The sequence below is a fragment of the Pseudomonas sp. genome (assembly GCF_049301935.1).
Classification (GTDB): Bacteria; Pseudomonadota; Gammaproteobacteria; order Pseudomonadales; family Pseudomonadaceae; genus Aquipseudomonas.
Genome location: NZ_JBAQLP010000022.1, coordinates 14,094 through 39,642 on the forward strand (window position 1 = coordinate 14,094; position 25,549 = coordinate 39,642).

Annotated in this window: 22 protein-coding genes; 6 read left to right on the forward strand and 16 right to left on the reverse strand. The window is 61.9% G+C overall.

Features of this window, described 5'->3' with window-relative positions; genetic code table 11:
• Positions 1 to 102 precede the first annotated feature (102 nt).
• The 11 genes from WA145_RS02910 to WA145_RS02960 form a co-directional block, all read right to left on the reverse strand.
• Positions 103 to 1,437 carry a diguanylate cyclase domain-containing protein gene (locus tag WA145_RS02910; protein ID WP_422580130.1) on the reverse strand — a complete coding sequence of 445 codons (1,335 nt, stop codon included), beginning with the start codon at positions 1,435 to 1,437 and terminating at the stop codon, positions 103 to 105.
• 211 nt (positions 1,438 to 1,648) lie between these two features.
• Positions 1,649 to 2,062 (reverse strand): VOC family protein, encoded by a 414-nt coding sequence (locus WA145_RS02915; protein ID WP_422580131.1) that lies wholly within the window; start codon positions 2,060 to 2,062, stop codon positions 1,649 to 1,651.
• A gap of 91 nt (positions 2,063 to 2,153) precedes the next feature.
• On the reverse strand, positions 2,154 to 2,849 hold the full coding sequence (gene tsaA, locus WA145_RS02920; protein WP_422580132.1) for a tRNA (N6-threonylcarbamoyladenosine(37)-N6)-methyltransferase TrmO: 696 nt from the start codon (positions 2,847 to 2,849) through the stop codon (positions 2,154 to 2,156).
• A 39-nt stretch (positions 2,850 to 2,888) separates the two neighbouring features.
• Positions 2,889 to 3,659 (reverse strand): SDR family oxidoreductase, encoded by a 771-nt coding sequence (locus WA145_RS02925; protein ID WP_422580133.1) that lies wholly within the window; start codon positions 3,657 to 3,659, stop codon positions 2,889 to 2,891.
• Between the two features lie 118 nt (positions 3,660 to 3,777).
• Entirely contained in the window at positions 3,778 to 4,239 is a 462-nt protein-coding gene (locus tag WA145_RS02930; protein ID WP_422580134.1) for a DUF1456 family protein, read from the reverse strand.
• A gap of 49 nt (positions 4,240 to 4,288) precedes the next feature.
• Positions 4,289 to 4,999, reverse strand: coding sequence for an rRNA pseudouridine synthase (locus WA145_RS02935; protein ID WP_422580135.1), 711 nt, complete (start codon positions 4,997 to 4,999; stop codon positions 4,289 to 4,291).
• A 221-nt stretch (positions 5,000 to 5,220) separates the two neighbouring features.
• Complete coding sequence (locus WA145_RS02940) at positions 5,221 to 5,922, reverse strand: ABC transporter ATP-binding protein (RefSeq protein WP_422580136.1); 702 nt, start codon at positions 5,920 to 5,922, stop codon at positions 5,221 to 5,223.
• Positions 5,922 to 6,689 carry a high-affinity branched-chain amino acid ABC transporter ATP-binding protein LivG gene (gene livG / locus WA145_RS02945; RefSeq protein WP_422580137.1) on the reverse strand — a complete coding sequence of 256 codons (768 nt, stop codon included), beginning with the start codon at positions 6,687 to 6,689 and terminating at the stop codon, positions 5,922 to 5,924. The genes WA145_RS02940 and livG overlap by 1 nt, the downstream gene beginning before the upstream one ends.
• On the reverse strand, positions 6,686 to 7,942 hold the full coding sequence (locus WA145_RS02950; protein WP_422580149.1) for a high-affinity branched-chain amino acid ABC transporter permease LivM: 1,257 nt from the start codon (positions 7,940 to 7,942) through the stop codon (positions 6,686 to 6,688). Before WA145_RS02950 ends, livG begins: the two co-directional genes overlap by 4 nt.
• 8 nt (positions 7,943 to 7,950) lie before the next feature.
• Positions 7,951 to 8,874 (reverse strand): high-affinity branched-chain amino acid ABC transporter permease LivH, encoded by a 924-nt coding sequence (gene livH, locus WA145_RS02955; protein ID WP_422580138.1) that lies wholly within the window; start codon positions 8,872 to 8,874, stop codon positions 7,951 to 7,953.
• 117 nt (positions 8,875 to 8,991) lie between these two features.
• Positions 8,992 to 10,113: a branched-chain amino acid ABC transporter substrate-binding protein gene (locus WA145_RS02960; RefSeq protein ID WP_422580139.1), complete on the reverse strand. Its 1,122-nt coding sequence runs from the start codon at positions 10,111 to 10,113 to the stop codon at positions 8,992 to 8,994.
• Between the two features lie 323 nt (positions 10,114 to 10,436).
• Here WA145_RS02960 and WA145_RS02965 point away from each other — a divergent pair, with 323 nt between their 5' ends.
• The 4 genes from WA145_RS02965 to WA145_RS02980 all read left to right on the forward strand — a co-directional run bounded on the left by WA145_RS02965 (position 10,437) and on the right by WA145_RS02980 (position 12,965).
• Positions 10,437 to 10,754, forward strand: coding sequence for a DUF2288 domain-containing protein (locus WA145_RS02965; RefSeq protein WP_422580150.1), 318 nt, complete (start codon positions 10,437 to 10,439; stop codon positions 10,752 to 10,754).
• 75 nt (positions 10,755 to 10,829) lie between these two features.
• On the forward strand, positions 10,830 to 11,198 hold the full coding sequence (locus tag WA145_RS02970; protein WP_422580140.1) for a DUF5064 family protein: 369 nt from the start codon (positions 10,830 to 10,832) through the stop codon (positions 11,196 to 11,198).
• A gap of 85 nt (positions 11,199 to 11,283) precedes the next feature.
• The gene (locus tag WA145_RS02975) at positions 11,284 to 12,186 is read left to right on the forward strand and encodes an NAD(P)-dependent oxidoreductase (protein WP_422580141.1); all 903 of its coding nucleotides are present in this window, start codon (positions 11,284 to 11,286) and stop codon (positions 12,184 to 12,186) included.
• Positions 12,183 to 12,965, forward strand: coding sequence for a hydroxypyruvate isomerase family protein (locus WA145_RS02980; RefSeq protein WP_422580142.1), 783 nt, complete (start codon positions 12,183 to 12,185; stop codon positions 12,963 to 12,965). The genes WA145_RS02975 and WA145_RS02980 overlap by 4 nt, the downstream gene beginning before the upstream one ends.
• A 248-nt stretch (positions 12,966 to 13,213) precedes the next feature.
• On the opposite strand, the gene WA145_RS02985 is transcribed toward WA145_RS02980, so the two are convergent.
• Positions 13,214 to 15,301 carry a hypothetical protein gene (locus WA145_RS02985; protein WP_422580151.1) on the reverse strand — a complete coding sequence of 696 codons (2,088 nt, stop codon included), beginning with the start codon at positions 15,299 to 15,301 and terminating at the stop codon, positions 13,214 to 13,216.
• 420 nt (positions 15,302 to 15,721) lie between these two features.
• Here WA145_RS02985 and WA145_RS02990 point away from each other — a divergent pair, with 420 nt between their 5' ends.
• Together WA145_RS02990 and WA145_RS02995 are read left to right on the forward strand one after the other, a co-directional pair.
• On the forward strand, positions 15,722 to 17,050 hold the full coding sequence (locus WA145_RS02990; protein WP_422580143.1) for a spinster family MFS transporter: 1,329 nt from the start codon (positions 15,722 to 15,724) through the stop codon (positions 17,048 to 17,050).
• Between the two features lie 109 nt (positions 17,051 to 17,159).
• Positions 17,160 to 19,118, forward strand: a complete 1,959-nt coding sequence (locus tag WA145_RS02995; protein ID WP_422580144.1) for an HD domain-containing phosphohydrolase — start codon at positions 17,160 to 17,162, stop codon at positions 19,116 to 19,118.
• A 101-nt stretch (positions 19,119 to 19,219) separates the two neighbouring features.
• Here the strand turns inward: WA145_RS02995 and WA145_RS03000 are convergent, their stop codons facing one another.
• The 4 genes from WA145_RS03000 to rapA form a co-directional block, all read right to left on the reverse strand.
• A complete protein-coding gene (locus WA145_RS03000; RefSeq protein WP_422580145.1) occupies positions 19,220 to 20,107 on the reverse strand; it encodes a M48 family metalloprotease in 888 nt (295 codons plus the stop codon).
• A gap of 20 nt (positions 20,108 to 20,127) precedes the next feature.
• Positions 20,128 to 20,631 (reverse strand): SH3 domain-containing protein, encoded by a 504-nt coding sequence (locus WA145_RS03005; protein WP_422580146.1) that lies wholly within the window; start codon positions 20,629 to 20,631, stop codon positions 20,128 to 20,130.
• Complete coding sequence (locus tag WA145_RS03010) at positions 20,624 to 22,471, reverse strand: CHASE2 domain-containing protein (RefSeq protein ID WP_422580147.1); 1,848 nt, start codon at positions 22,469 to 22,471, stop codon at positions 20,624 to 20,626. The genes WA145_RS03005 and WA145_RS03010 overlap by 8 nt, the downstream gene beginning before the upstream one ends.
• Before the next feature lie 197 nt (positions 22,472 to 22,668).
• A complete protein-coding gene (rapA, locus tag WA145_RS03015) occupies positions 22,669 to 25,512 on the reverse strand; it encodes an RNA polymerase-associated protein RapA (RefSeq protein ID WP_422580148.1) in 2,844 nt (947 codons plus the stop codon).
• Positions 25,513 to 25,549: the final 37 nt, after the last annotated feature.

The following is a 25,549-nucleotide window of genomic DNA, read 5'->3' on the forward strand; positions in this document are numbered from 1 at the left end:
GGTGGTCAACTGGCCAACAATCAGCCCCCTGGCAACAGAACGGCACACGCGCTCTGCACGGTTGTGCCGATATCCTTGAGGTAATCGGCTGATGCAGCGCGTCTATTCCAGCTCAAAGGCACAGTGCGCACGGTTGCCGCCTTTCTGTTTAGCCCGGTACATGGCGTTGTCGGCATGTTGCAGCAATTGTTGTTCATCCTGGGCGTGCTGCGGATAAAGAGCGATGCCAATGCTCGGCAGGATGGTCTGGCTACGCCCGCACAGCTGGAAGGGCTGGTTGAGGCTCTGGCGGATCTTCTCGGCCACCACGTTGGCGTGATCGGCCGAGTGAAAATCTTCCAGCAGTACGACGAATTCATCCCCGGCAAAGCGCGCTACCGTATCGACCTCGCGCAGGCATAGCTGGATACGTTGGGCGACGCCTTGCAGCAGCTGGTCGCCGGCGGCATGGCCGAGGGTGTCGTTGACCTGCTTAAACTTGTCCAGGTCGAGAAACAGCAGCGCCACTTGCGATTGTTCACGGCGCGCGCGGGCCAGGGCCGTGTGCAAACGGTCGCGCAGCAGTGCGCGGTTGGGCAGCTGAGTGAGCTGGTCGTACTGCGCCATAAACTGCAGGCGGCTGAGCATCTGCTGGCGCTCGATGGCCGTGGCTACCTGGGTTGAGACAAATTGCAGCAGCTCCTGATCACGCTCGTTGTAGCGCGTGGAGGCGCTGCTTTGTACCAGCAATGCACCGATAATCCCACGGTGTGAACGCAGCGGTACGCCGAGCCAGCTATGGGGCATTTCAGTTTGTACCTGGCTGGCGTTGGGCAATAGCAGGGTGTTGCCGCTGCGAATCACCTGGGCGCTCAGCGTGGCGGCATTCAGTGGCGTATCAGCCAGAGGTATAGGAAGGGGGTCGGCGGGGTAGGGCAGGCTCAATTCGTCGTTCTGTTCGTCATACAAGGCGACGGAAAAGCTCAGGGTTGGCAACAGTTCGCCAATAATCTGATGCACCTGCTGAAACAGCCCGAGCAGGTCCTTGGCCGAATGAGCCGCTTCGGAAATGCCATACAGCGCGGTCTGCAGAGCTTCGCTGCGCTTGCGCTCGGTGATGTCGTGGGCCACGGCGATGCGCACCTGATCATCTTCCGACCAGCGTGCGGACCAGAGGATATGCACGGTACTGCCATCCTTGCGCAGGTAGCGGTTCTCGAAGTTCGGTTTATGCACGCCGGCCATCACTTCCTTGGCGGCCTGCAGGGTTTTCGCGCGGTCTTCGGGATGCACCATCTCGATCATCACCTGGCCGATCATCTCGTCTGCGCTGTAGCCGAAGATGCGCTGGCAAGCGGCGCTGACAAAAACGAAGCGCCCGCGTTTGTCGACCACGCAGATGGCGTCGAGCAGCAGGTCGACAAGGTTTTCGGTCGGCGCGTAGGTGCTGGCTTTCATGCGCTCACATGGTGTCGATAGGCGATGGCGGGCCAGTCGGACCGGCTACTGGCGCTTTGGCAGTTAGGCCCTGCGCTCCCCATACCCGCAAGGCGTGCTGCAGTGAACGCCTGTTTGCCGCCTGCAGAGCTCTGCCGAGCGCTTGCGAGGTTGTCGCTGCGCCCGGCATCTGCTCAGTGTAGATGCCCCACGTCGACGGGGCGCTGCGCAGCTATTGCGCGTGGCTGAAGCGCTGTCCAGAGACGGCCGGATGGTAGATCGGCTGCACCTTGTTGCCGGCAGGGTCGAGCAGATGGAAGCTGTGCGCGCCGTCACCATGGGCGAAGGGCCGGTCCAGCAGTGTCACGCCCTGCGCCTTGAAGTAGGCGTACCAGGCGTGCAGCTCGTCGATGCTGTCGACGATAAACCCGTAGTGGTCCACCGCCTGCTCGCCGCTGCTGGGCACGCTGGCGCGGCCCAAGGAGAGGTTATCGTTGCCGCAGGTCAGGTAGACCAGATCTGAATTGGCGCGGTGCAGCACCTGCATGCCGAGAATATCCACGTAGAAGCGCTCGCAGGCTTCCAGATTGGGAACCAGCAAGGCGATATGGCGTAAGCCGTTAAGGCGACCGGGGCGTTCGAGCATGGAGAGCATCCTTTTTTTGTATACATTTATAATGTAAATATAAGACAAAATTGTTGCTCAGCCTACGTGCGCGAACGGGGTGCGATTTAGTTCAGCTGGCCGCTACGACTGCCAGTACGCAGATGCTGCCGGGCTGCGGGTAGTGCCAGTGCACATCGACATCCCAGAAGCGCGCGCCGTAGCGGCGTTCAGGGCTGGGCTGCTGGTAGGCCGGGCGCGGGTCCTGGGCCAGGCATTGCTCGATCAATTCGACCAGCGGTTCACTCAGACGTTGCCCGTGCTCACGGGCCTGGGTCAGTGCAGATCCCTGCCAAGTGACTTCGATCAACGCCGGTGCACTGTCGGCGATGCGGTTGTAGGCACTGGCAACGCTGTCGGCATAGGGCACGTAGGGTTTGATATCCAGCACCGGGGTGCCGTCGAGCAGATCGATACCGGACAGCCACAGCTTGCCGGCTTCTACCTTGTCCAGCTTGACCACCGACTGACCAATGCCATTGGGTCTGTGCGTGGCGCGGGTGCTGAATACGCCGACCGATTGATTGCCGCCCAGGCGCGGCGGGCGCACCTTGAGCCGCGGCTTGTCTTCCAACGCCTGGTGAAACAGAAACAGCAGCCAGACATGGCTGACCTGCTCCAGCCCCTGCACGGCATCGCCGTTATCGAAGGGCGCAATCAGCTCCAGCACGCCACGGGCCGCCGGGGCCAGTTGCGGCTGACGGGGAATGGCGAACTTCTCCTTGAAGCAGGAGCGGACAAAACCGATGGGCGAAACAGAGTAGGGCATGGCGGCGTGGTCGAGTGAAAACGCCGCCATAGTACCTGACTAGAGGTGAAAACCGCCGTCGATGGGGATGATCGCGCCGGTCATATAAGCTCCGGCGGTGCTGGCCAGGCTGATGGCCAGGGCGGCCATTTCCGCTTCACGGCCCCAGCGCTGCATGGGGATCAGCGCGCAGTCTTCGGCCATGGCGGCCTCATCCTGGGCGATAAACTGGGTCATCTTGCTTGGGAAGCGCCCCGGGGCAATCACATTGACGTTGATATGTTCACCGACCAGCTCGCGGGCGAGCATGCGCGACAGCTGGTGCAGCGCCGCCTTGCTCGGGCCGTAAGCATAGGCGTCTTCGCCGTGGGAGGTGATGCCGGCCACCGAGCCGATATTGATCACCCGCGCCGGATTGGCGGCGCTACCGGCCTTGCGCAGTAATGGCAGCAATTGCTGGATGCAGCTGAACACCGAGGTCACGTTGAGCTGCATGACCTTTTCCCAGCCCTTGGCCGGGTAGCTTTCCAGCGGCGCGCCCCAGGTGGTGCCGGCGTTATTGACCAGAATATCCAGGCTGTCGATCGTGCCGGCCAACTGCTCGGCCAGCAGGTGCACGCCTTCTTCGCTGGCCAGGTTGGCGGCAATGCCATGGCAGGTGCCGAAGACCGACAGCTCGGCAGCGGTTTGCGCACAGGCTTCGCCATCGCGGGCGCAGACGTAAACCGTGGCGCCGGCTTCGACAAAGGCCTTGGCGATCATCTTGCCGATACCGCGGGTGCCGCCGGTGACCAGGGCGGTGCGGCCTTGCAGGGAGAAATAAGGGTGCATGGCGAATCCTTCAGGGGGATGAGTGCCACTACCCTAATCGCCTGCCCGCTGCACGGCAGGCACTATTGCACTTGGAAATACAGCGCCATGCGGCCAGGCATGGCGGGTAACCGCGGGCTTAGCCGCGTATGCGCAGGGTCAGACCCTTAAGGAAGTTGCGCAGAAACTGGTCGCCGCAGGTGCGGTAGTTGCTGTGGCCGAACTTGCGGAACAGCGCGCTCATTTCCGGTTTGGAAACCGGGCAGTCGACGCTGTTCATGATCGTGTGCATGTCGTCTTCTTTCAGCTCGAAGGCCACGCGCAGTTTTTTCAATACCATGTTGTTGGTGACCGGTAGCTCCAGCGGCTGAGCCGGGCGGCTGTCATCCTTGCCGCGCTTGAAGAACACCAGACCGTCGAGGAAATGTGCCATCAGCTCGTCGTCGCACGGGATAAAGCCTTCTTCGTCTTCCTTCTTGAGCATGGCGGCGAGGTCGTTGGGGGCAACCTGTTTGCCGCTGAGCTTGATGATGTCGAGCATCTGCGCGTCGCTGATGTCGAGGGTGTAGCGCAGGCTGCGCAGTACGTCGTTGTTGAGCATGGAAAGGTCCTGAAAAAGGCGGCTGCCCAAGGCAGCCGTTAAAAAATGATTAGAAGCGTTCTTTGCCAGCCAGATAGCGCCACTGGCCCGCAGGAACCTTGGCCATCGGCACACCGCCGATACGCAGGCGCTTCATGCCCAGCACTTTGAGGTCGAGGCTGTTGCACATAAATACGATCTGACCGGGCAGCGGGTTCTTCAAGGCAAAGCGCAGGCGGGTTTCGTTCTGCCAGCTGACCTTGCAGGGGGCCAGAGCCACGCCATTAAAGGTCAGGCCGTGCGCCAGGCGCTTGAGCTGGCTGGCACTCAAGGTACCGACCACTTCGACCACATATTCCTGCTCCAGTTTGCTCAGGTCTTCCTTGAGCTTGCGCTCGATGCGCCAGTCCTGGGTCAGCACATGCAAACCATCGGCGCCGGCTTGCAGCGGTGCACAGCTGATCAGACGGGCGAAGTGGCTTTTCAGCGGACGGATGCCGGCAGCGTCCTCCGCCCAATGGCTGGCTGCGCCGATGCTCTCGACGGCGCGATCCGGGTTGTGCCCGTTGGGCACATTGAGCAGTAGGGTGACCGGCTCGACTGGTGCCAGCACGGCATTGGGCAGCAGTTCCACGCGCTGCTCGGTGATCTTGAACTGCGGCTCTTCCACCACCACGCCATCTACCGTGACCCAGCCGCCTTCGATATACAGCTCGGCCTCGCGGCGCGAACAGCCAATCACTTCGATCAGGCGTTTGGATAGGCGAATGGGGTCGGTCATAAAAGCGGTCATCGGCAAAAAAAGGGCGGCCATTGTAACTGGCCTGGGCGCCCGTGCGCGGAACATCGGGCGAGCGGTGCTGATAAAACTCTCCGCTGGATTTTCCACGGGCAGCTGGATGGGTGATAACCCATCAGTTGCAGCTATGGGTTACCCCCATTCCTACTTTTCCAGGCGCATAAAAAACCGCTCCTTAGAGCGGTTTTTCTCACCTTGGGTATTTAGCCGCCCAGGTAGGCGTCGCGCACCTTTGGATCATTGAGCAACTGTTCACCGCTGCCCTGCATAACGATCCGACCGTTCTCCAGCACATAACCGCGATCGGCCAGCTTGAGCGCCTGGTTGGCGTTCTGCTCGACCAGGAACACCGTCACACCGTCCTTGCGCAGCTGTTCGATGATGTCGAAGATCTGCTGGATGATGATCGGCGCCAGGCCCAGCGACGGCTCATCGAGCAGCAGCAAGGTTGGTTTGCTCATCAAGGCGCGGCCGATGGCGAGCATCTGCTGCTCACCACCAGACATGGTGCCGGCACGTTGGGCAAAGCGTTCTTTCAGGCGCGGGAACAGGTGCAGCACCTTGTCCAATTGCTCCTGATTGTCGGCCTTGCTGCCGAAGAAGCCGCCCATTACCAGGTTCTCTTCCACTGTCAGGCGGGAGAACACCCGACGGCCTTCCGGCACCACGGCAATGCTCTTGCGCATGATGCTCGGGGTGTCCTGGCCGATCAGCTCTTCACCCTGGTAGCGGATGCTGCCGCTGCTCGCCTGGGGCGAACCGCAGAGGGTCATTAGCAGGGTCGACTTGCCGGCACCATTGGCGCCGATCAGGGTGACGATTTCACCCTGACGGACTTCGACGTTGACGTCATGCAGCGCCTGGATCTTGCCGTAGAAGGTGGAAACATTGTCGAAATACAGCATCACGCTTCCCCCAGGTAGGCTTTGATCACGTCCGGGTTGGCGCGGATCTGCTCCGGCGTACCGTCGGCCAGGGGCGTGCCCTGGTTGATCACATAGATGTGGTCGGAAATGCTCATGACCAGCTTCATGTCGTGCTCGATCAGCAGCACGGTGACATTGTGCTCATCGCGCAACACGCGGATCAGTGCCTTGAGGTCGTCGGTTTCGCGTGGGTTGAGGCCGGCGGCTGGCTCGTCCAGCATCAGGATGCTCGGGCGGGTCATCATGCAGCGGGCAATTTCCAGGCGGCGTTGCTGACCGTAAGCCAGGGTGCCGGCCGTGCGGTTGGCGAACTCGGTCAGGTTGACCTGGTCCAGCCAGTACGCGGCGAACTCCATGGCTTCGCGTTCGCTTTTGCGAAACGCCGGGGTCTTCAGCAGGCCCGCCAGGTAGTTGGTGTTGAGGTGACGATGCTGGGCTACCAGGAGGTTTTCCACCGCAGTCATGTCCTTGAACAGACGCACGTTCTGGAACGTGCGCACCACGCCTTTGCGGGCGATCTTGTGGCCAGGCAGGCCTTCGATCTGCTCGCCATTGAGGCGGATGCTGCCGCTGGTGGGCTGGTAGAAGCCGGTCAGGCAGTTGAATACCGTGGTCTTGCCGGCGCCGTTCGGGCCGATCATCGACACCACTTGTTTTTCCGCGACCTGCAGGTTCACCCCGTTGACGGCCAGCAGGCCGCCGAAGCGCATGGACAGGCCGCTTACTTCTAGGATCGGGCGGCTCATTGCTTCAGCTCCAGGTGCGGGCGTTGCATGGGCAGCAGGCCCTGCGGACGCCAGATCATCATCAATACCATCAGCGCGCCGAACATCAGCATGCGGTATTCGTTGAATTCACGTGCCAGCTCCGGCAGCAGAATCATCACGATGGCCGCCAGAATGATACCCAGCTGCGAACCCATGCCGCCCAGTACAACGATGGCGAGGATGATCGCCGATTCGATAAAGGTGAACGACTGCGGGCTGACCAGGCCTTGGCGCGCGGCAAAGAAACTGCCGGCGAAACCGGCGAAGCAGGCGCCAATGGTAAAGGCCGAGAGCTTGATTGCGGTGGGGTTCATACCCAGAGCGCGGCAGGCGATTTCGTCTTCACGCAGGGCTTCCCAGGCGCGGCCGATCGGCATGCGCAGCAGGCGGTTGATCACGAACAGGGTCAACAACACCAGCAGCAGGGCGATCAGGTAGAGGAAAATCACCTTGTTGATCGAGTTGTAGGCCACCCCGAAGTACTCGTGGAAGGTCTGCATGCCTTCGGCGGCCTTGCGGTCGAACGACAGGCCGAACAGCGTTGGCTTGGGGATCGAGCCGATGCCGTTGGGGCCACCGGTGAGCCAGGTCATGTTGTTCAGCAGGATGCGGATGATCTCGCCGAAACCCAGGGTGACGATGGCCAAGTAGTCGCCGCGCAAACGCAGCACCGGGAAGCCCAGGATAAAGCCGAAGAACGCCGCCATCAGGCCGGCAATCGGCAGGCAGATCCAGAAGCTCAGGCCGAAGTAGAACGACAGCAGCGCGTAGCTGTAGGCGCCCACAGCGTAGAAGGCCACGTAGCCGAGGTCGAGCAGGCCGGCCAGACCGACCACGATGTTCAGGCCGAGGCCGAGCATCACGTAGATCAGGATCAGCGTGGCGATATCCACCGCCCCGCGCGAGCCGAAGAACGGCCAGGCCAGGGCGACGACGATCAGACCCAGAACGATCCAGCGCTGGGTCGAGGGCAGGGTGAGGAACTCGCTGGCTTTGCCCGGCATGCTCGGCAGCTTGGGCGCGTGGCTCCAGGCGGCGCTCAGGTGGTTACGCAGCAGTTGCCAGAAGAACATGGCAATCGAGCAGCCGAAGATGGTCCACAGCACGGCCGGGCTGGCGCCTTGCACTTCGAGCTTGATGCCGACCGTGGAGAGCTTCAGGCCGATAACCGGGTAGGCCACGGCGAGCACCAGCAGGGCGCTGAAGATCGCGGTCTTGAGGTTTTTCGTGATGGAGGTATTCATACTTTTTCAACCTCCGGACGGCCGAGAATACCGGTTGGGCGGAACAGCAGCACCAGTACCAGCAGGCTGAACGCCACCACGTCCTTGTACTGGTCGCCGAAGATATCGGCGCCAAAGGCTTCGGCCACGCCCAGCAGCAGGCCACCGAGCACTGCGCCGGGGATGCTGCCAATACCGCCGAGTACCGCGGCGGTGAAGGCCTTGATCCCGGCGAGGAAGCCCAGGTGCGGGTTGATCACGCCATATTGCATGCCCAGCAGCACGGCGGCGATGGCCGCCAGCGCGGCGCCGATGACGAAGGTCAGGGCAATGATGTTGTTGGTGTTGATGCCCAGCAGGTTGGCCATCTTGATGTCTTCGGCGCAGGCGCGACAGGCGCGGCCCAGGCGTGAGCGGGAGATAAACAGCGTCAGGCCGACCATGACAAAGAAGGTGACGACGAAAATCAGCACCTGCATATAGGAAATCACCACGCCATTCATGGTGCTTTCACCGAAGACGAAGTTGCCCGGTAGCAGGTTGGGGATCGATTTGTCCTTGGAGTCCTGGGCCAGGAGTACCTGGTTTTGCAGGAAGATCGACATGCCGATGGCAGAAATCAGCGGGATCAGACGGTTGCCGCCGCGCAGAGGGCGGTAGGCGACCCGTTCGATGCTGTAACCATAGGCACTGGCGACAATGATGCTGGCGGCAAAGGCCGCAATCATCACGATGGGTAAACTGTCCAGGCCATACATGGCCAGGCCGGCGACCACAATGAAGGCTACGTACGAGCCAATCATGTAAACCTCGCCATGGGCGAAGTTGATCATGCCGATAATGCCGTAAACCATGGTGTAGCCGATGGCGATTAGGGCATAGGTGCTGCCAACGGTCAGACCGTTAACCAGCTGTTGCAGGTAGTGATAAAGATCAGGCATTGCCTAACTCCTGGGTTGGCACGCAAGGCGGCGCTTGTGGCGCAGCATGCAACCGGAATTCTTCTAATAAACAAAACCCACTGCCGAAGCAGTGGGTTTTGGGTTCAGGCGGGACTGTTACTTAGCTTCAGTCTTGGTGCCGTCCTGGTGCCATTCGTAAACGACGAAGCTGAAGTCCTTCAGGTCGCCCTTCTCGTCGAAGGCCAGGCTGCCAGTTGGGGTGTCGAAGCTGTTGGCGCGCAGGGCTGCGGCCACTTTAGCGGTGTCGGTATCGCCTGCCTTGGTGATGCCTTCGGCGATCACTTGTACCGCAGCGTAAGCCGGGAACACGAACGGACCGCTGGAGTCTTCATTTTTGGCTTTGAACGCATCAACCAACGCCTTGTTGCGTGGGTCCTGATCGAAGGACTTCGGCAGGGTGACCAGCAGGCCTTCGGAAGCCGGGCCAGCGATGGCCGAGATTTCCTTGTTGCCTACGCCTTCAGGGCCCATGAACTTGGCGCTCAGACCTTTCTCAGCCGACTGACGCAGCAGCAGGCCCAGTTCTGGGTGGTAGCCACCGTAGTAGATGAAGTCGACATTGGCTTGCTTGAGCTTGGCGATCATCGCCGAGAAGTCCTTGTCGCCGGCGTTGATGCCTTCGAACAGAACCACTTTGGTGCCTTTGCTTTCCAGGGTCTGCTTGACCGCGGTGGCAATGCCTTCACCGTATTGCTGCTTGTCGTGGATCACGGCAACGGCTTTCGGCTTGACGTGGTCAGCGATGAAGTTACCGGCGGTTGGGCCTTGCAGGCTGTCCAGGCCGATGGTGCGGAACACCAGCTCGTAGCCGCGGGCGGTGATGTCCGGGCTGGTGGACGCTGCGGTCACCATCAGGATGCCTTCGTCTTCGTAGATGTCGGACGCTGGCTGAGTGGAGCTGGAGCAGAGGTGGCCAACCACGAATTTAATTTCGTCGTTGACGATCTTGTTGGCAACGGCAACGGCTTGCTTCGGATCACAGGCGTCGTCATACACCACGCCTTCGAGCATGGCGCCGTTCACCCCGCCGGCCTTGTTGATCTGCTCGATGGCCATTTTGGCACCGATGAACTGCATTTCACCGTATTGCGCGACAGCGCCGGTGACTGGGCCTGCCAGGCCAATCTTGATGGTGTCAGCCGCTACCGAGTAGCTGGCAACGCCGGCCATGGCCATGGCGGCAAACAGTTTGGAAATCTGCTTAGTAGCCTTGTTCATAGTGCTCCACTCTTATTGATTTTCGTTGTTGTAGTTCTGGCGGCCTAGGCTGCAGAACCGGGATCATTTCCCGGTCATCCCCCGGCAACTTTACCGACGCAGTGTAGAGCGCAGCTTCGCGCCTTGAAAAGCGGCTTGCTGGGGGCAAAACCCTGGGGTGTCGCTTTAATGCAATAAACGTATAGAAAAACGGCGTGCCTTGTTCGCCGCTGGCAACGTCGCGAACTGCGTTGCGAATTTGCCAGCGGGCGGGTCGACGCTATCATGGCGGTCGATTAAAAAAGCGGCCATCACTGACAGGGCAATCCATGACAGGGCATTCCATTACAGAACAACCTAGCACCCTCTATGCCAAGCTGCTTGGTGAAACTGCAGCTATTAGCTGGCAAGAGCTGCAACCTTTCTTCGCCCGTGGCGCCTTGCTGCTGGTCGACGGCGCTCAGGACCTGATCGAAGTAGCGCAGGCCGTGGCGCAGAACGATGAGGGCAAGGTCGCCGCCTGGCTGGCCGCAGGGGTCTTGAGCAAGGCTGACGACAGCCGCGCCGAAGACCTGCTAAACCGCGATCCAGAGCTGTGGGCCGTAGTCGTGGCGCCCTGGGTGCTGGCGCAGGAACGCAGCCAACGCGCGCCGCTGCACTGATCCTAAGCGCGTGCCACGCTTTATCCTGAGCAACTATGCTGGCAGCACGATGGACTGATTGCAGGAGCTGCCAGCATGTTTCAACCCGGACATTTGCATCGCGCCAATACCTTGGCCACGGCCGAGGCGCCGCTGTTCAGCGTCGACCTGTATTACGAAGTGCGCCAGGACCCTCGCGAGGGGCCGATGCTGCATATGCGCATGCAGGGGCAGGTGGACGGCAAGGCGTTTGAAGAGGTGTTCGAACTGCACCGCGATACCGCCTACAATTTCGCCAGCGTGGCCACGCGCCTGGCGCACAAGCATGGCCTGCCGACCAATAGCAGCCTGATCATGCGCAGCCACGCCGAGTACGACCTGATGTTCGAAGACATTCGCACCAAGCTCGGCGCGCACAGCGGCGAGCCGGTCAATCTCGATCATCTGGAAAAAGACGGCCTGTAGGCCTGTTGCTCGGGCGCTGGTGGGCGGCGCGGGCTCTGCTGCCGCTGGGTTAAGATGGCGGCCATCAATGAGTCGGAGTCTGCCTATGTCCACCTCCCTTCCTGCTTTGGCATTTGCTGGTATTGGCCTGATGGGCCTGCCCATGACCCAGCGGCTGCTGGCCGCCGGCTATCCACTGAGCGTGTGGAACCGTTCCCCTGATAAGTGCGCACCGCTGCAGGTGTTGGGCGCGCAGGCCGTGGCGAACCCTGCGCAGCTCTGTGCTCAGGCGGATATCGTGATGCTTTGCCTGGCCAACACCGAGGTGGTGCGCGAAGTGGTGTTCGGTCCGGGCGGGATTGTGGAAACGGCCAAGCCTGGCCAGCTGTTGGTGGATTTTTCCAGCCTGGAGCCAGCGGCTACCCGCGAGATGGCCGCTGAACTGTATTCTCGCTGCGCCATGCACTGGGTCGATGCGCCGGTTTCCGGCGGCACCCCGGGTGCGGCCAACGGCACGCTGGCAATCATGGCCGGTGGCCGGGTTGAGGATATCGAGCGGGTGCGGCCGATCCTCGCGCACCTGGGGCAACGCCTGACGCGCATGGGCGAGGTTGGCGCGGGCCAGGTGACCAAGGTGTGTAACCAGATGATTGTCGCCTGTAACGCGCTGGTGATTGCCGAAGTGGTCGCCCTGGCCGAGCAGGCCGGGGTCGATGCCAGCTTGATCGCCCCAGCGCTGGCCGGCGGTTTCGCCGATTCCAAGCCACTGCAGATACTCGCGCCGCAGATGGCCGAGAGCCAGTTCGAACCGGTCAAATGGCATGTACGCACTCTGCTTAAAGATCTGGACACGGCGGTCAAACTGTCGCAACAAATCGGCTCGGCCACGCCGCTTAGTGGTCTGGCCGCGCAGCTGATGCGTCAGCACGCCAGCCAGGGCAATCTGCAGCGTGATCCGGCGACCCTGGTGCAGCTGTACCGGGCGCAGCAGCAAGAGTCACAGCCATGAAGATCGCGGCCAACCTGTCGCTGCTGTTTACCGAGCTGCCGTTGATCGAACGAGTGGTGGCTGCCGCCGCTGCGGGCTTCGATGGTGTGGAAATCCAGTTTCCCTATGAGCTGCCGGCCATTGCCCTGAAAGAGGCGCTGGAGGCTGCCGGCATGCCGTTGCGCCTGATCAACCTGCCGGCTGGCGATTTGATGAACGGCGGGGCCGGTTTGGCGGCGGTGCCTGCGCTTCAGGCCGAGTTTGATGCGGCGCTGCAGCAGACCTTGAGCTATGCCGCCATGGTTCGCCCGGCGTTGGTCAATGTGCTGCCGGGGGGCTTGGCCGAGGGTGTTGAGCCGGAACAGGCGCTGGCCTGTTTGATCGACAACCTGCGCAAGACCGCCGAGGCCTTTCAGCTATTGGGCATTGGCGTGGTGGTGGAGGCGATCAACCCGCTGGATATGCCCGGCTTTCTGCTCAACACTCCGGCGCAGCTGGATACGCTGCTCAAGGCCGTGGCCCATCCTAATCTGGCGGCGCAGTACGACCTCTACCATATGGCGCGCCAGGGCCTGGATATACCCGCCGGTATGGCCTTGCTGGCCGGGCGTATCGGCCATGTACAGTTTGCCGATTACCCTGGACGCGGCGCGCCGGGCACGGGCGAGCTGCAGTTCGCGCCGCTGCTGACGGCCTTGCGCGAGAGCGATTATCAGGGCTGGCTGGCAGCCGAATATCGGCCGGGTGAGGCGGGTACTCAGGCTAGCCTGGGCTGGTTGAGTGAGTGGCGAGCGACCTGAGGCGTTAACCTGCAACCCGATTGACATCGGGTTGCAGGCTGAAGTGGCTTAGCAGGCCGTTGAAAAACTACCTACGTTGCTGATACTGCGTTGAAAACAGGCTCGGAAAGCCGCTTGCGGCTAACGCGCTTTAGCGCGACCCGAAGGGCGAGTGAAACGAGTAATGCTCATTTAAAGCCAGTAAACTCCGCTTCCTCGCCTGTTTTCGCCTTGTCTCAGCTGCCTCGCCTACATTTTTCAACGGCCTGCTAGTCGGGCTTGTCTTCGGCGTACTTGTTAAGCGAGATAACCCGGGTCTTGCCGATGCGGTGGCGGTAGATCTCGCGCAGGTACTTGATGGCTTTCTTTACGCTGTCGCGTGACAGGCGGATGTCGTTGATCGAGACAAACTTGTCCTGATCGTGGATCAGCTCGCGGTACTTCTTCTCGTACATCGGCTTGATCGCGTACCAGTTGGTGTCGAGGATCTTCGCCGGGTTCTCGTATTCATTGAGCATGGCGTCGACCCGCACTTCGTCGAACTCATCGCTCATGATGAAATCGAGAATGGCGTTGTCCAGACTCTCATCGAAACGATGCGGGTCGCGGGCGAAGCAGCGCTTGATAAAGGCCACGATCAGCGTCAGGAAATCATCCGACAGGCACGGGCTCTTGGCGATCAGGGTGGTCAGCGACAGGTTGGCCGAAGCGCCGATCACCAGCGCATAGCGCTTCAGCGTGGTGTTGGGGAACAGGTTGTTGAGGTGGGTCTTGAGCCGGTTCAGGTCCATATAGGACAGCTTGTAATCTTTCGGCAGCGAGACGATCGAGACCACCGAGGAGCAGTTCTTGAAGAAGTGCAGGTCGCTGAGTTGGGTGGCGTTGTAATCGGACTTCTTGTACTGATCCAGGGCTTCGCGGTAACGCTTGGACTCGATCGGCAGCAGGCTGATGCCCTCGATCGCCTGGGTGACCTTGTTGAAGTGCGGCAAGTCGATGGAGCGGTAGAACAGGTCATCGATATTCAGCCGTGACGGCTCCTTATCGAGTACGCGGAATTTCTCCAGCGTCGCCGCGCTTTGCTCCGGCACCACCGATTCGGCATAGGCCACCGCCACCGGGCCGGCCAGGCTCATAAACAGGTCGTTGGCGTCCAGACGGATGGTTTCGCCGATGTCGATACCGGCGCGGCGGAAGTAGTTCTGGTCGTAGTCGGTGGTCACCGCCTGGGCGGTGAGGATGTTGAAGATCTGCTGCGAGATATACTGGTTGGCGTGACGCTCCATGGCGTTGACGTCGATGTTCTGGATATTGCCGTCATCGCTCTCTTCGGCGTAGCGCATGATGTCGTTGGAGATCAGCATCATCGCGTTCCACGGGCGGATGCGGCGCATCACGCTGGCTTCGCTGTTCTCTTCGTTGTCGAAGTTGTAGGAGAAGTCCCACTCCTCGGCCAGGTACTTGCACAGCAGGCGGCCGGCGTTGATATGCAGGGCTTCGGACATCTCGCTGCGCTGGTCGGAGATGTTCGGCAGGATGCAGATGCCGCTGGTGAAAATCGGCTCGAAGACGAAGCTGTGGTCGCGGTTCTCCGGGCTTTCATCGAAGTTCTTGGTGTCGAAGGTCTTGCTCATGTAGGCAAATTGCTGCGCCAGGCCGAATTCCGAGGCCATGCCCGAGCCAGTGCCGCCGCCAGCGCTGAAGATGTAGAAATACAGGCGCGACTGGTTGGCCTTGATCCCGCAGGAGTCGATCAGGTAGCTGTGGATGAATTTCCAGTCTTCGTTGGTAAAGCGCTGGGTGTCCTTGTTGAGGATGATCTTGGCCAGGTACTGACCGAGGATCGGCGCGTTACCGGCACCGCCCGCATGCACCTCGGACAGGTCCATGATCTTCATCTTGCTGTAGTCGCTCAAAAAACCGCTGGTTTCGCCTTTGCGCGAGAAGCGGATGCGGCCCTCGATGTCCTTGTCCAGGTCGCCGAGCATGACCAGGGGTTCGATCAAAAACACCGGCTTGCTGCCCTTGACTGGAGCGCGCAGCAGGTTGCTGCGAATCCAGCGTGTGGGGCGGAAATCCTGTTCGGCGACGGTCTTTTCTTCGTTGTTGAACTCGCTCAGGTAGAACTGCCGGGCGTTGTACACCAGGGAGGCGACATCCAGGGCGATGTTCGAACCGCAGCGGCCCAGGCCAATCAGGCACACAGAAGGGAAGTGCTGCACCCTTCGTTCGCTGTCGTCATCCTGCGGCGCTGGGGGGAATACCAGGCTGCGCAGGCCGTCGAGGTTATCGAGGATGCGATCAATGTCGCGCTCGGTGAAATACATGTATTGCTCGCCGCTGCTGTCCAGCCGCATGGGGGGCTGCAGTGGCGACGGGCGCTCGAGCGGGGCGAGCAGGGTATCAGCCAGGTCAGCCAGTGTGGCTTCGGTCGCGGGGGAGGTCACAGGGTCTTTTTTTGTTTTCATTGAGAGACAGTCCGGCGGCTAACGAGGGTGGAGCGGCAAATGGCCACATTGGCTCAACAGGCTTGTTTGTAGCACGAAAAATAGAAAATCTCGCTGTTTTGCACGGTTTAACTCAGGCCCATCCAGAGTTTTCCGATGTGCTTTGTGAACTGCGTGCGTGCGCGGCTGCCCATTACCCGGCATACACGCAACAAATAGTCACAGACAGCCTAGACGCAAGGCTCTAGATTGAGCCTGCACAAGCTGGATACGGCGGTTGGCCGCGGGCTTACCGACCTGCTTCGATAACAACAAATAGAGATGGATTCCATGCAGCAGTCCCTGCAAGCGGCGAATGCCTGGCGCGTTCTATTCCTGCTTTTTCTCGCCAACCTGTTCAACTTCTTCGACCGCACCATCCCGGCGATCATCATCGAGCCGATTCGCCTGGAGTGGAACCTCAGCGACCTGCAGCTGGGCTTGATCGGTACTGCCTTTACCATCGTCTATGCGATTGCCGGTGTGCCGTTGGGGCGCATGGCCGATACCGGCGCGCGGCGCAAGATCATGGGCTGGGGCTTGACTGTCTGGAGTGGCCTGACCGCAGTCAATGGCCTGGCCTGGAATTTCTGGAGCTTTCTGCTGGTGCGCATGGGCGTGGGGATTGGCGAGGCCAGTTACGCACCGGCGGCCAACTCGCTGATCGGCGACCTGTTCCCGGCGCACAAGCGTGCGCGGGCCATGGGTATTTTTATGCTCGGCCTGCCGCTGGGGTTGCTACTGGCGTTCTTCACCATCGGGGCGATGGTTAAAGCCTTTGACAGCTGGCGCGCGCCATTCTTTATTGCTGCGGTGCCGGGGCTGATCCTGGCGCTGTTTATGTTCTTTATCAAAGAGCCCAAGCGTGGCGCGGCCGAGCTGGTGCAGTCGCGCACCACGCCGGTGGACAAGCCCCTGCGCAAAGTGCTGGCGATCCGCACTTTCTGGTGGCTGGTGCTGGCCGGCCTGGCCTTCAACTTCGCCACCTATGCCTGTAACTCGTTTATGGTGCCGCTGCTGCAACGCTACTTCCTGTTGCCGCTGGAGCAGGCGGCCATGGCCACCGGGGTGATCGTCGGCTTGACCGGCCTGGTCGGCCTGACCCTGGGGGGCTGGTTGGCGGACAAGATTCACCAGCGCTGGCAGACCGGCCGCTTGCTGTTTGCCGCGCTGAGCATGTTGATTGCCTCCGTGGCCACGGGCTACGCCCTGCTGGCGGGGCGAGTCGAAATCGCCGTGTTCGTGGCGCTGTTCAGCATCGGCTGGCTGTTCGCCTACAACTTCTACACCTGCGTCTACACCGCGATTCAGGATGTGATCGAGCCGCGCCTGCGCGCCACCGCCATGGCGTTGTTCTTCGCCGGCCTGTACCTGCTCGGCGGTGGTCTTGGCCCATTGGCGGTGGGCATGCTGTCGGATCACTATTCCCAGGCGGCGATGCTCGCTGCCGGGGCCAGTGAAATGAATGAAACCTTCAAGGCCGTTGGCCTGCACAATGCCATGTACCTGATTCCAGTGGCCTTGTTGCTGACCATGGTGGCGCTGCTGCAGGCCTCGCGCTGCGTGGTGGCCGATGCCGCCAGAATGTTGCAGGGCATGCAGCTACAGCCTGCTAGCTAAGCCATTTTGTCAGGCTGTCCGGCATGCGCCGGACGGCCGGGCGGTCGCTAAATCCTGTGCAATACTCAGTCGCACTGCTGTCACGCAACTGCGACTGAGGACAAACGCCATGGGCACCTCCCGCCTTGTGCTGGGCCACAGCAATGCGCTTGGTGCACATCCCCTGTGCAGCGTCCTGGCGCAGTGTGCGCTGAGCTTGCAGCTGATTGATGCGTCTGATCCATTACCCCAAGACGTGGCACTGGTGCTGCTCGATGAGCGGCTGCTGGCGCTCAGGCCGTTGCCTGACTGGCTGGGTTGCGGGGCGATTGTGCTGGGCTGCATGGATCAACCGGGCGTGTTGCCGTTGCCGCCGCAGGCCAGTGTCGAGGAGCTGTCGGCGTTGCTGCGCTTTGCCGGCGAGCAGCACCAGCTGCGTCATCAGACCGAGCAACTGACCGCCGCCCTGGCGGGTAAGCATGATGACCTGAATAAACTGGTGGACGTGGGCCTGGCGCTGTCGGCCGAGCGTGACCTGGACCGCTTGCTGGAAAAAATTCTGATCGAAGGCCGGCGTTTGTCCAACAGCGACGCCGCCTCGCTGTTTCTGGTCAGCCGCCGCCCGGATGCGCCGGCGCAGCTGATCTTCAAGCTGACGCAGAACGGCACGCTCAGCCACAACAGCTTTCAGGATCAGCGCATGCCGCTGAGCAAGGCCTCGATTGCCGGTTATGTGGCGCTGACCAGCACCGAGCTGAATATCGAAGACGTGTACGCGATTGCCGCCGATGCGCCGTATCGCTTCAACCGCTCCTTCGACCTGCAGATGGGCTATCGCACCCTGTCGATCCTGGCGATTCCCATGCGCAATCATCGCCACGAAGTGGTCGGCGTGCTGGAATTTATCAACCGCCAGCGTAAAGGCAGCGAGCCGCTGGAACCTGAGCTGATTGCCTTCGATGAAGAAACCGCCGTGTCGCTGCGTGCGCTGGCCAGCCAGGCGGCGGTGGCCATCGAGAACCGCCAATTGCTGGATGACATCAGCCGGCTGTTCGACGGCTTCGTGCAGGCCTCGGTGTTTGCCATCGAACAACGCGACCCAACCACCAGTGGTCATTCTTTCCGGGTCGCCGAACTGTGCCTGACCCTGGCCAACCAGTTGCCCCATGCGCCGCAGGCCCGCTTGCGCGAACAGGCGTTAAGCAGCGATGGCCTGCGTGAGCTGCGTTACGCGGCCCTGCTGCATGATTTCGGCAAAGTCGGGGTGCGTGAGCATGTGCTGGTCAAAGCCAAGAAGCTCGCCGAGCCGGTGCTGGAAAACCTGCGCTACCGCGTCGCCCTGGCCCAGGAGAATCTGCGCAACCAGACCCTGCGCAAGATGTTGCATGCCTACCGCCATCAGGGCGGCCTGAGCGATGAGCGGCGTCTGCAACTGGAAGCCGAGCTGGCCTATGAATGCGAGCGCCTGGAGCGCTACCTGAACAATATTGTTCAGGCCAACGAGCCGAGCATGCTCAGTGAGGGCGATTTCCAGCACCTGCAAGAGGTGCAGGGCGAGCTGGTCAAGGCGCCCGGCAATTGCCTGGTCAGTCTGCTCAGCGAGGGTGAATTCAGCGCCCTGGCGGTGCGCAAGGGCAGCCTGACCCCGGCCGAACGCGAAGAGATCGAGCGCCATGTGGTGCACACCCAGCAGTTCCTCAGCCTGATCCCCTGGACCCCGGACCTGCAAGGCGTACCGCATATCGCCGGGGCGCACCACGAAAAACTCGATGGCAGCGGCTACCCCAAAGGCCTGATCGGCGATGCGATTCCCTGCGCCTCACGGATCATGACCATCTGCGATATCTACGATGCCTTGACCGCAGCGGATCGCCCCTACAAACCGGCAATGCCCCTGGAGCGGGCGCTGGATATTCTCAAGAGTGAGGCGCAGAGCGGTTTGCTCGACGCCGAGCTGGTGCAGCTATTTATCGCCAGCCGCTGCTTCCAGGTGACCGGGGCGCCGGGCTCGCACAGCGCTTCACCGTTCAGCCATCACGTGTGTGATTACGAGCCGTCGTGCACCCGCGAACATCCCCACACCCACTGAGAACCTGCCTTGGATCTGCTGCGCGTCGGCGATACTGCGTTAAAAACAGGCTCGCTTTAGCTCGCGAGATCCAAAACAGGTTCTGGGGCGGCTGTCTGCCTCTACCGTTTGCTTCTAAGCGCCTGCTGATAGCGCGTATCCAGGCTTTGGCTCGGGCCGCTGGCATTCTTATCGATATACAGATAGACCGGCTGCAGGCGCTGCAGGCGGTCATCGATACCTGGGTGCACCTTGAGAAAGCTAGTGAGCGCCGCGTCGTTCTGCCGGGTGGTGCCCAGGGTCTGTAGCACGCCGGCCAGGCCGTAGGCGTCATAGCCGGCGCGGGTGGCGATCACCGCGCCCATGGCGTCGGCTTCGTATTCATCGCCACGGTCCAGGCCGCGGCTGTAAAGGTCGCTGACGCTGCGGGTAAAGCGGTCGGTCAGCTCGCCGGCCTGGCTGCCGCCCTTGTCGGCGGCGCCGGCTTGCACGGCGAGGGTCGCCAGGTCGGTCAGCAGGCCGGTTTGCGCCTGTTGCTGAATCGCCTTGAGGTGATGCTGCTGCACCACGTGGGCCACTTCATGGGCCAGTACGCCGGCCAGTTCGGCTTCGCTGTTCATCCTTGTGAGCATGCCGCTGGTGATAAACACGTAACCGCCGGGGGCGGCGTAGGCGGCCACTTGCGGGCTGTCGAGTACGACGAAACGCCAGGGCAGGTCGGGGCGCTCGCTGTGCTGGGCGACCCACAGGCCGACGCGGTTGACGTAGGCCTGCAGCGGCGGGTTATTCAGCACCGCCGCTTTGCTCAGCAGGATGCTGGCGGTGTTTTGCCCGATCACCCGCTCTTCATCGACGCTTTTCTGGCCCATGTTGGTCAGGTGTTGGCCGGCGCTGGCCAGTTTGCCCAGGTCGACGCCCTGAATCTGCATGCCTTCCAGCCCCTGGCAGGCACTGAGGCTGGCGATCAGGCCGAGCAGGCTGGCGCACGTGAGTAATCTGGCTGTGTGCATGTCACTCTCCTCGCGGCGGGTTAGCGGGCGTAGGGCAGGTTCTGGCTGCGCAGACCGCCTTGCTGGGCGAAGCTGCGCGCCTCGCTCGGGCTGGCGGCGAAGGCTTCCAGGCTCTGCACGCTGGCCGAGGTGTTGGCACTGCCGCTGCGTAATTGTTCATCGCTGATACCGCGAATTCCGGTGGCTACGCCGCTGGCGGGGGAGGCCTGGTTACCCAGCTTGAGCAGGCTGCCCAGGTCATTGCTGCGGCTGGCCTGGGCATCCTTGGCAAAGCGCAGGCTGAGCAGTGGCAGCCAGCCACGCTGGCCGCTTGAGGTTTGCACCTGATACCAGCCGCCCTGGCGTTCCAGTACCAGCAACTGCGCCTGTTTGCCGACCTGGCCGACACTGGCGGCCGAGGCGCTGGGCTCGGCGCGCAGAGCGCTGTCCTGAAGGGTATGCGCCTGGCGTACCTCGGCCAGCGCCGAGAAGGCGTAGCAGCTGAATATCAGCGCCGCGAAGGCGCTGCAGAGGCCTTTATTCATCATGTCTCCTTCGCGGCTCAAAGAGCATTACGGCTTCGGTGCGGCCTTTTACCTGGTGTTCGCCCTGGGGCACGAAGTGCAGATCGAGGGTGCAGGCCTCACGGGTGGCGGCAGAAATCAGCAGATGGGCGCGGCCCTTGGTCAGCCCTTCGATGCGGCTGGCCAGGTTCACCGTGTCGCCTATTGCAGTGTAGTCATAGCGCTGCTTTGCGCCGACCAGGCCGACGACCGCTGGTCCCGTGTGCAGGCCGATGCCGATGTCGAAATCCGGGCAGTTGTAGTCGCGGCGAAAGGCGTCGAGGTTTTCCAGCATTTCCATGGCCGCCAGGATGGCTTGATCGGCTTGCTGCGGGTTATCCAGCGGCGCGCCCCAGAAGGCCATGATGGCGTCGCCGATAAACTTGTCGAGGGTCGCCTGGTGTTTGAACAGCACCTCGACCTGACTGCTGAAATAGCCTTCGAGCAGGTGCACGATTTCCACTGGCGTATGTTGTTCTGACAGTGTGGTGAAGTTGCGAATATCGGAGAAAAGCACCGTCAGCTGGCACTCCTTGCTCGCCAGCAGGGCTTCCGGGTCGTCGCGCGACACCAGCTGGTTGACCACCACGGGGTCCATAAAGCGGCTGAACAGGCGAATGGTGTCCTGCAATTGTTGACGCCGGCGCAGATAGAACAGTGCCAGCGCGGCGGCCAGCAGCAGCCACAGGCAGATCAGCCCCGGCAGCACGCCAAGTAGCAGGCCCTGCAAGGCCAGCCCGTAGCTGCCGGCAAACAACGCCAGGCTGCCGAATAGGCACAGGGCAAAGGCTACCGGCAGCTGTTCGCGTAGCAGCAGAACGCTCAGACCGAGCAACAGCAGCAGCGGGCCGAGTACTTCCAGCCAACTGTCCGCTTCACGCAACTGGCTGTTGTTGAGCAGGTTGTCGATGGCCGTCATCAGGATAAAGGGCGCCGGATAGAGGGTGTCCAGTGGGGTCGGGCGCAAGTCGTGCAGGCCGGCGGCGGTGGTGCCGATCACGATAATCCGGTCCTTGAACAGCTCGGCCGCCAGCGGCTCGCCCTGGTTGCGCGCCGCCGCCAGCACGACGGCGTAGGGCAGGCGCGGGTAGGGCAGGCGGCTGCTGCCGGGCCAGTCCAGCAGCAGGTTCTGTTGCGGCGGCAAGGCGCCGGTTAGGTCATGCACGATGCGCGCAGGCAGGCTGGGCAGGCGCCAGTCGGCAAAGCTGCGGTACAGCTCGTAGCTCCGGCCGATACCGTCGCTATCCGGGCGGAAGTTGATGCTGCCCAGGCGCCACAGTTCGCTGGGGAGGGCGTTGGGCAACAGCAACAAGCCGCGCTGATCGTCCGCGCCGCGTTGCCCTGGGGCATCCCAGGTTTGTCGCGGGTAGTCGCGCAGCAGCGGCGGCTGGCTGCCTTTTTCCGGCTGCTGGACCAGGGCGGCGAGGTAGGTATTGGGGCTGCGTTGCAGCACTTCGGCAAAGTAGCTGTCGGCGTCCGGATTGAACGGGTCGGGCTCACTGAACAGGATGTCGAAGGCCACCGCCTTGGGCTGTTGGCTGAGCAGGTATTCCAGCAGTTCGCCATGCAGCGAGCGCGGCCATGGCCATTTACCAGCCTCGCCGGCCAGCACTTGCAGGCTCAGGTCGTCGATATCAATCAGCAGCAGGCGCGGGTCGGGCGTCTGTTCGGCGGCGCGTTGGCGGATCAGCCAGTCGAGGTGGGCGTTGTTCAGCCCGTTGAGCGCGGGCCACAGATGCAGCAGGGGCAGCAGGAGCAGCGCCAGCAGACAGAGCCCGCCGAGGCTATGGTGAAACCGGCGCGAGGCGGCGCGTGCAGGCACAGAAAGCTCCTGTGGGCTGGAGGAACAGAAGTAGTGCTTCTGACTCTAGCAGCCCGTTGAAACTACCTGCGTTGCCGATACTGCGTTGAAAACAGGCTCGGAATGCTCATTTACAGCAGTAAACTCCGCTTCCTCGCCTGTTTTCGCCTTGTCTCGGCGGCCTCGCCTACGTTTCAACGGTCAGTAGCCAATGCTGCTTAACCCGCAACCAGTACGCGAATGGCCTCGAGGCGCAACGCGGCCTTGTCGAGCATGGCCAGGCCTTGCTCGCGCAGCTGGCGCAGGGCGTTGAGTTCGCTGTCACGTACGCTGGGGTTGACTGCTTGCAGGGCGATCAGGCGCGCCAGCTCCTCGTCGGTTTCGGCGGCCAGACGGCGCTTGGCTTCGTCGACGCGCGCAGTGTGGCGTTCGGCAACCTTGCCTTCGCCGGCGTTGATCAGCGGGTTGAGGCTGTCACGCTGGGCCTGGACGAACTTGTTGGCGCTGGCACGCGGCACGCTTTCCAGCTGCTCGTTGAGCTTCTCGAACGAGACCTTGGCGGCCAGGTCGTTGCCGTTGGCATCGAGCAGGCAGCGCAGGGCGATAGGCGGCAGGTAGCGGCCCAGCTGCAGCGCGCGCGGGGCGACCACTTCGCTGACATACAGCAGCTCCAGCAACACGGTGCCGGGTTTCAGCGCCTTGTTCTTGATCAGCGCCACACCGGTGTTGCCCATGGAACCTGAGCGCACCAGGTCCATGCCACCTTGCACCATGGGGTGTTCCCAGGTGAGGAACTGCATGTCCTCGCGGGCCAGGGCCAGGTCGCGGTCGTAGGTGATGGTCACGCCTTCGTCGTCACCCAGGGGGAAGCTGGCATCCAGCATCTTCTCGCTGGGGCGCAGGATCAGCGCGTTATCGGAATGGTCTTCGCTGTCGATGCCGAACGCGTCGAACAGCTGTTCCATATAGATCGGCAGGGCGAACTGGTCGTCCTGCTCGAGAATCGCCTCGACCAGCGCTTCGCCCTCGCCGGCACCGCCGGAATTGAGCTCCAGCAGGCGGTCGCGGCCGGCGTGCAACTCACCTTCCAGGCGAATGCGCTCGGCTTTGGCTTCGTCAACCAGGGCCTGCCATTCACCGTCATCGCCGCTTTCCAGCAACGGCAGCAAACGGCTGCCGAACTGATGTTGCAGGGCGTTGCCGGTGGGGCAGGTGGCGAGGAAGGCATTTAGCGCCTGGTGATACCACTGGAACAGGCGCTCTTGCGGGCTGTTTTCCAGGTACGGCACGTGCAGTTGGATGCGGTGCTTCTGGCCGATACGGTCGAGGCGGCCGATGCGCTGTTCAAGCAGATCCGGGTGCGCTGGCAGATCGAACAGCACCAGATGGTGGGCAAACTGGAAGTTACGACCTTCCGAGCCGATTTCCGAGCAGATCAGCACCTGCGCGCCGAACTCTTCGTCGGCGAAGTAGGCGGCGGCGCGGTCGCGCTCCAGGATGCTCATGCCTTCGTGGAACACGGTGGCCGGGATGCCTTTGCGCACACGCAGGGCGTCTTCCAGGTCCATGGCGGTTTCGGCGTGGGCGCAGATCACCAGCACCTTGAACTTCCTGAGCATCTTCAGGGTGTCGATCAGCCACTCGACGCGCGGGTCGAATTTCCACCAGCGCTGTTCTTCATCGACATCCGGCTGCGCCTGGTAGCTGACTTCCGGGTAGAGGTCAGCGTGCTCGCCCAGCGGCAGTTCCATATATTCGTCGGGGCTGGCCAGCGGGTAGGGGTGCACTTCACGATCCGGAAAACCCTGGACGGCGGCGCGGGTGTTGCGAAACAGCAGGCGACCGGTGCCGTGGCGATCCAGCAGCTCACGCACCAGGCGCGCCGAGGCTTCGCTGTCACCGGCGTTGACTGCGGCCAGCAGTTCTTCACCGCCAGCGCCGAGGAAGTCATGAATGGTTTTGTGCGCGGCATCCGACAGGCGCCCCTGGTCGAGCAGTTCCTGCACGGCCTCGGCAATCGGCTTGTAGTGCTCGCTTTCGGCGCGGAAGGCGGCCAGATCATGGAAGCGGTTCGGGTCGAGCAGGCGCAGGCGGGCGAAGTGGCTGTCCTGGCCAAGTTGCTCGGGGGTCGCGGTCAGCAGCAGCACGCCGGGGATGACCTCGGCGAGTTGCTCGACCAGCGCGTACTCGGCGCTGGAGTGTTCGGGGTGCCAGACCAGATGGTGCGCTTCGTCGACCACCAGCAGGTCCCAGCCGGCGGCAAACAGCGCGTCCTGGGCCTTCTCGTCTTCGCACAACCACTCCAGGGCGACCAATGCCAGCTGGCAGTCTTCGAACGGGTTGCTGGCGTCACTTTCGATAAAGCGTTCTTCATCGAACAGTGCGACATCCAGGTTGAAGCGCCGGCGCATTTCCACCAGCCACTGGTGCTGGAGGTTTTCCGGTACCAGGATCAGCACGCGGTTGGCGCGCCCGGACAGCAGCTGGCGATGGATCACCAGGCCGGCTTCGATGGTTTTGCCCAGGCCCACTTCGTCGGCCAGCAATACCCGTGGCGCGATGCGGTCGGCGACTTCACGGGCGATGTGCAGCTGGTGGGCAATCGGTTGCGCGCGCACGCCGCCCAGGCCCCAGAGGCTGGATTGCAACTGGCGGCTGGTGTAATCGAGGGTGTGGTAGCGCAGGGCGAACCAGGGCAGCGGGTCGATCTGCCCGGCGAACAGGCGGTCGCTGGCCAGGCGGAACTGGATAAAGTTCGACAGCTGGGTTTCCGGCAGGGTGACGCTTTCATGCTGGGCATTGAGGCCGTGATAGACCAACAGGCCGTCGACATCATCGACTTCCTGTACGGTCAGCTTCCAGCCTTCGAAATGGGTGATTTCATCGCCTGGCGAGAAGCGCACGCGGGTCAATGGCGCATTGCGCAAGGCGTACTGGCGGGTTTCGCCGGTGGCCGGGTAGAGCACGGTGAGCATGCGGCCGTCCTGCATCAGGACGGTCCCTAAGCCCAGCTCCGCTTCGCTGTCACTGATCCAGCGTTGCCCCGGTTCATACTGCGCCATGCTTGTCTCCCGCGTGAAAAAGCCGACTATGTTAACG

Bases quoted from the DNA above. Each gene is read 5' to 3' on its own strand.
- WA145_RS02910 (WP_422580130.1), bottom strand. From the start codon at position 1,437: ATGAAAGCCAGCACCTACGCGCCGACCGAAAACCTTGTCGACCTGCTG.
- WA145_RS02915 (WP_422580131.1), bottom strand. From the start codon at position 2,062: ATGCTCGAACGCCCCGGTCGCCTTAACGGCTTACGCCATATCGCCTTG.
- tsaA (WP_422580132.1), bottom strand. From the start codon at position 2,849: ATGCCCTACTCTGTTTCGCCCATCGGTTTTGTCCGCTCCTGCTTCAAG.
- WA145_RS02925 (WP_422580133.1), bottom strand. From the start codon at position 3,659: ATGCACCCTTATTTCTCCCTGCAAGGCCGCACCGCCCTGGTCACCGGC.
- WA145_RS02930 (WP_422580134.1), bottom strand. From the start codon at position 4,239: ATGCTCAACAACGACGTACTGCGCAGCCTGCGCTACACCCTCGACATC.
- WA145_RS02935 (WP_422580135.1), bottom strand. From the start codon at position 4,999: ATGACCGACCCCATTCGCCTATCCAAACGCCTGATCGAAGTGATTGGC.
- WA145_RS02940 (WP_422580136.1), bottom strand. From the start codon at position 5,922: ATGCTGTATTTCGACAATGTTTCCACCTTCTACGGCAAGATCCAGGCG.
- livG (WP_422580137.1), bottom strand. From the start codon at position 6,689: ATGAGCCGCCCGATCCTAGAAGTAAGCGGCCTGTCCATGCGCTTCGGC.
- livH (WP_422580138.1), bottom strand. From the start codon at position 8,874: ATGCCTGATCTTTATCACTACCTGCAACAGCTGGTTAACGGTCTGACC.
- WA145_RS02960 (WP_422580139.1), bottom strand. From the start codon at position 10,113: ATGAACAAGGCTACTAAGCAGATTTCCAAACTGTTTGCCGCCATGGCC.
- WA145_RS02970 (WP_422580140.1), top strand. From the start codon at position 10,830: ATGTTTCAACCCGGACATTTGCATCGCGCCAATACCTTGGCCACGGCC.
- WA145_RS02975 (WP_422580141.1), top strand. From the start codon at position 11,284: ATGTCCACCTCCCTTCCTGCTTTGGCATTTGCTGGTATTGGCCTGATG.
- WA145_RS02980 (WP_422580142.1), top strand. From the start codon at position 12,183: ATGAAGATCGCGGCCAACCTGTCGCTGCTGTTTACCGAGCTGCCGTTG.
- WA145_RS02985 (WP_422580151.1), bottom strand. From the start codon at position 15,301: ATGCGGCTGGACAGCAGCGGCGAGCAATACATGTATTTCACCGAGCGC.
- WA145_RS02990 (WP_422580143.1), top strand. From the start codon at position 15,722: ATGCAGCAGTCCCTGCAAGCGGCGAATGCCTGGCGCGTTCTATTCCTG.
- WA145_RS02995 (WP_422580144.1), top strand. From the start codon at position 17,160: ATGGGCACCTCCCGCCTTGTGCTGGGCCACAGCAATGCGCTTGGTGCA.
- WA145_RS03000 (WP_422580145.1), bottom strand. From the start codon at position 20,107: ATGCACACAGCCAGATTACTCACGTGCGCCAGCCTGCTCGGCCTGATC.
- WA145_RS03005 (WP_422580146.1), bottom strand. From the start codon at position 20,631: ATGAATAAAGGCCTCTGCAGCGCCTTCGCGGCGCTGATATTCAGCTGC.
- rapA (WP_422580148.1), bottom strand. From the start codon at position 25,512: ATGGCGCAGTATGAACCGGGGCAACGCTGGATCAGTGACAGCGAAGCG.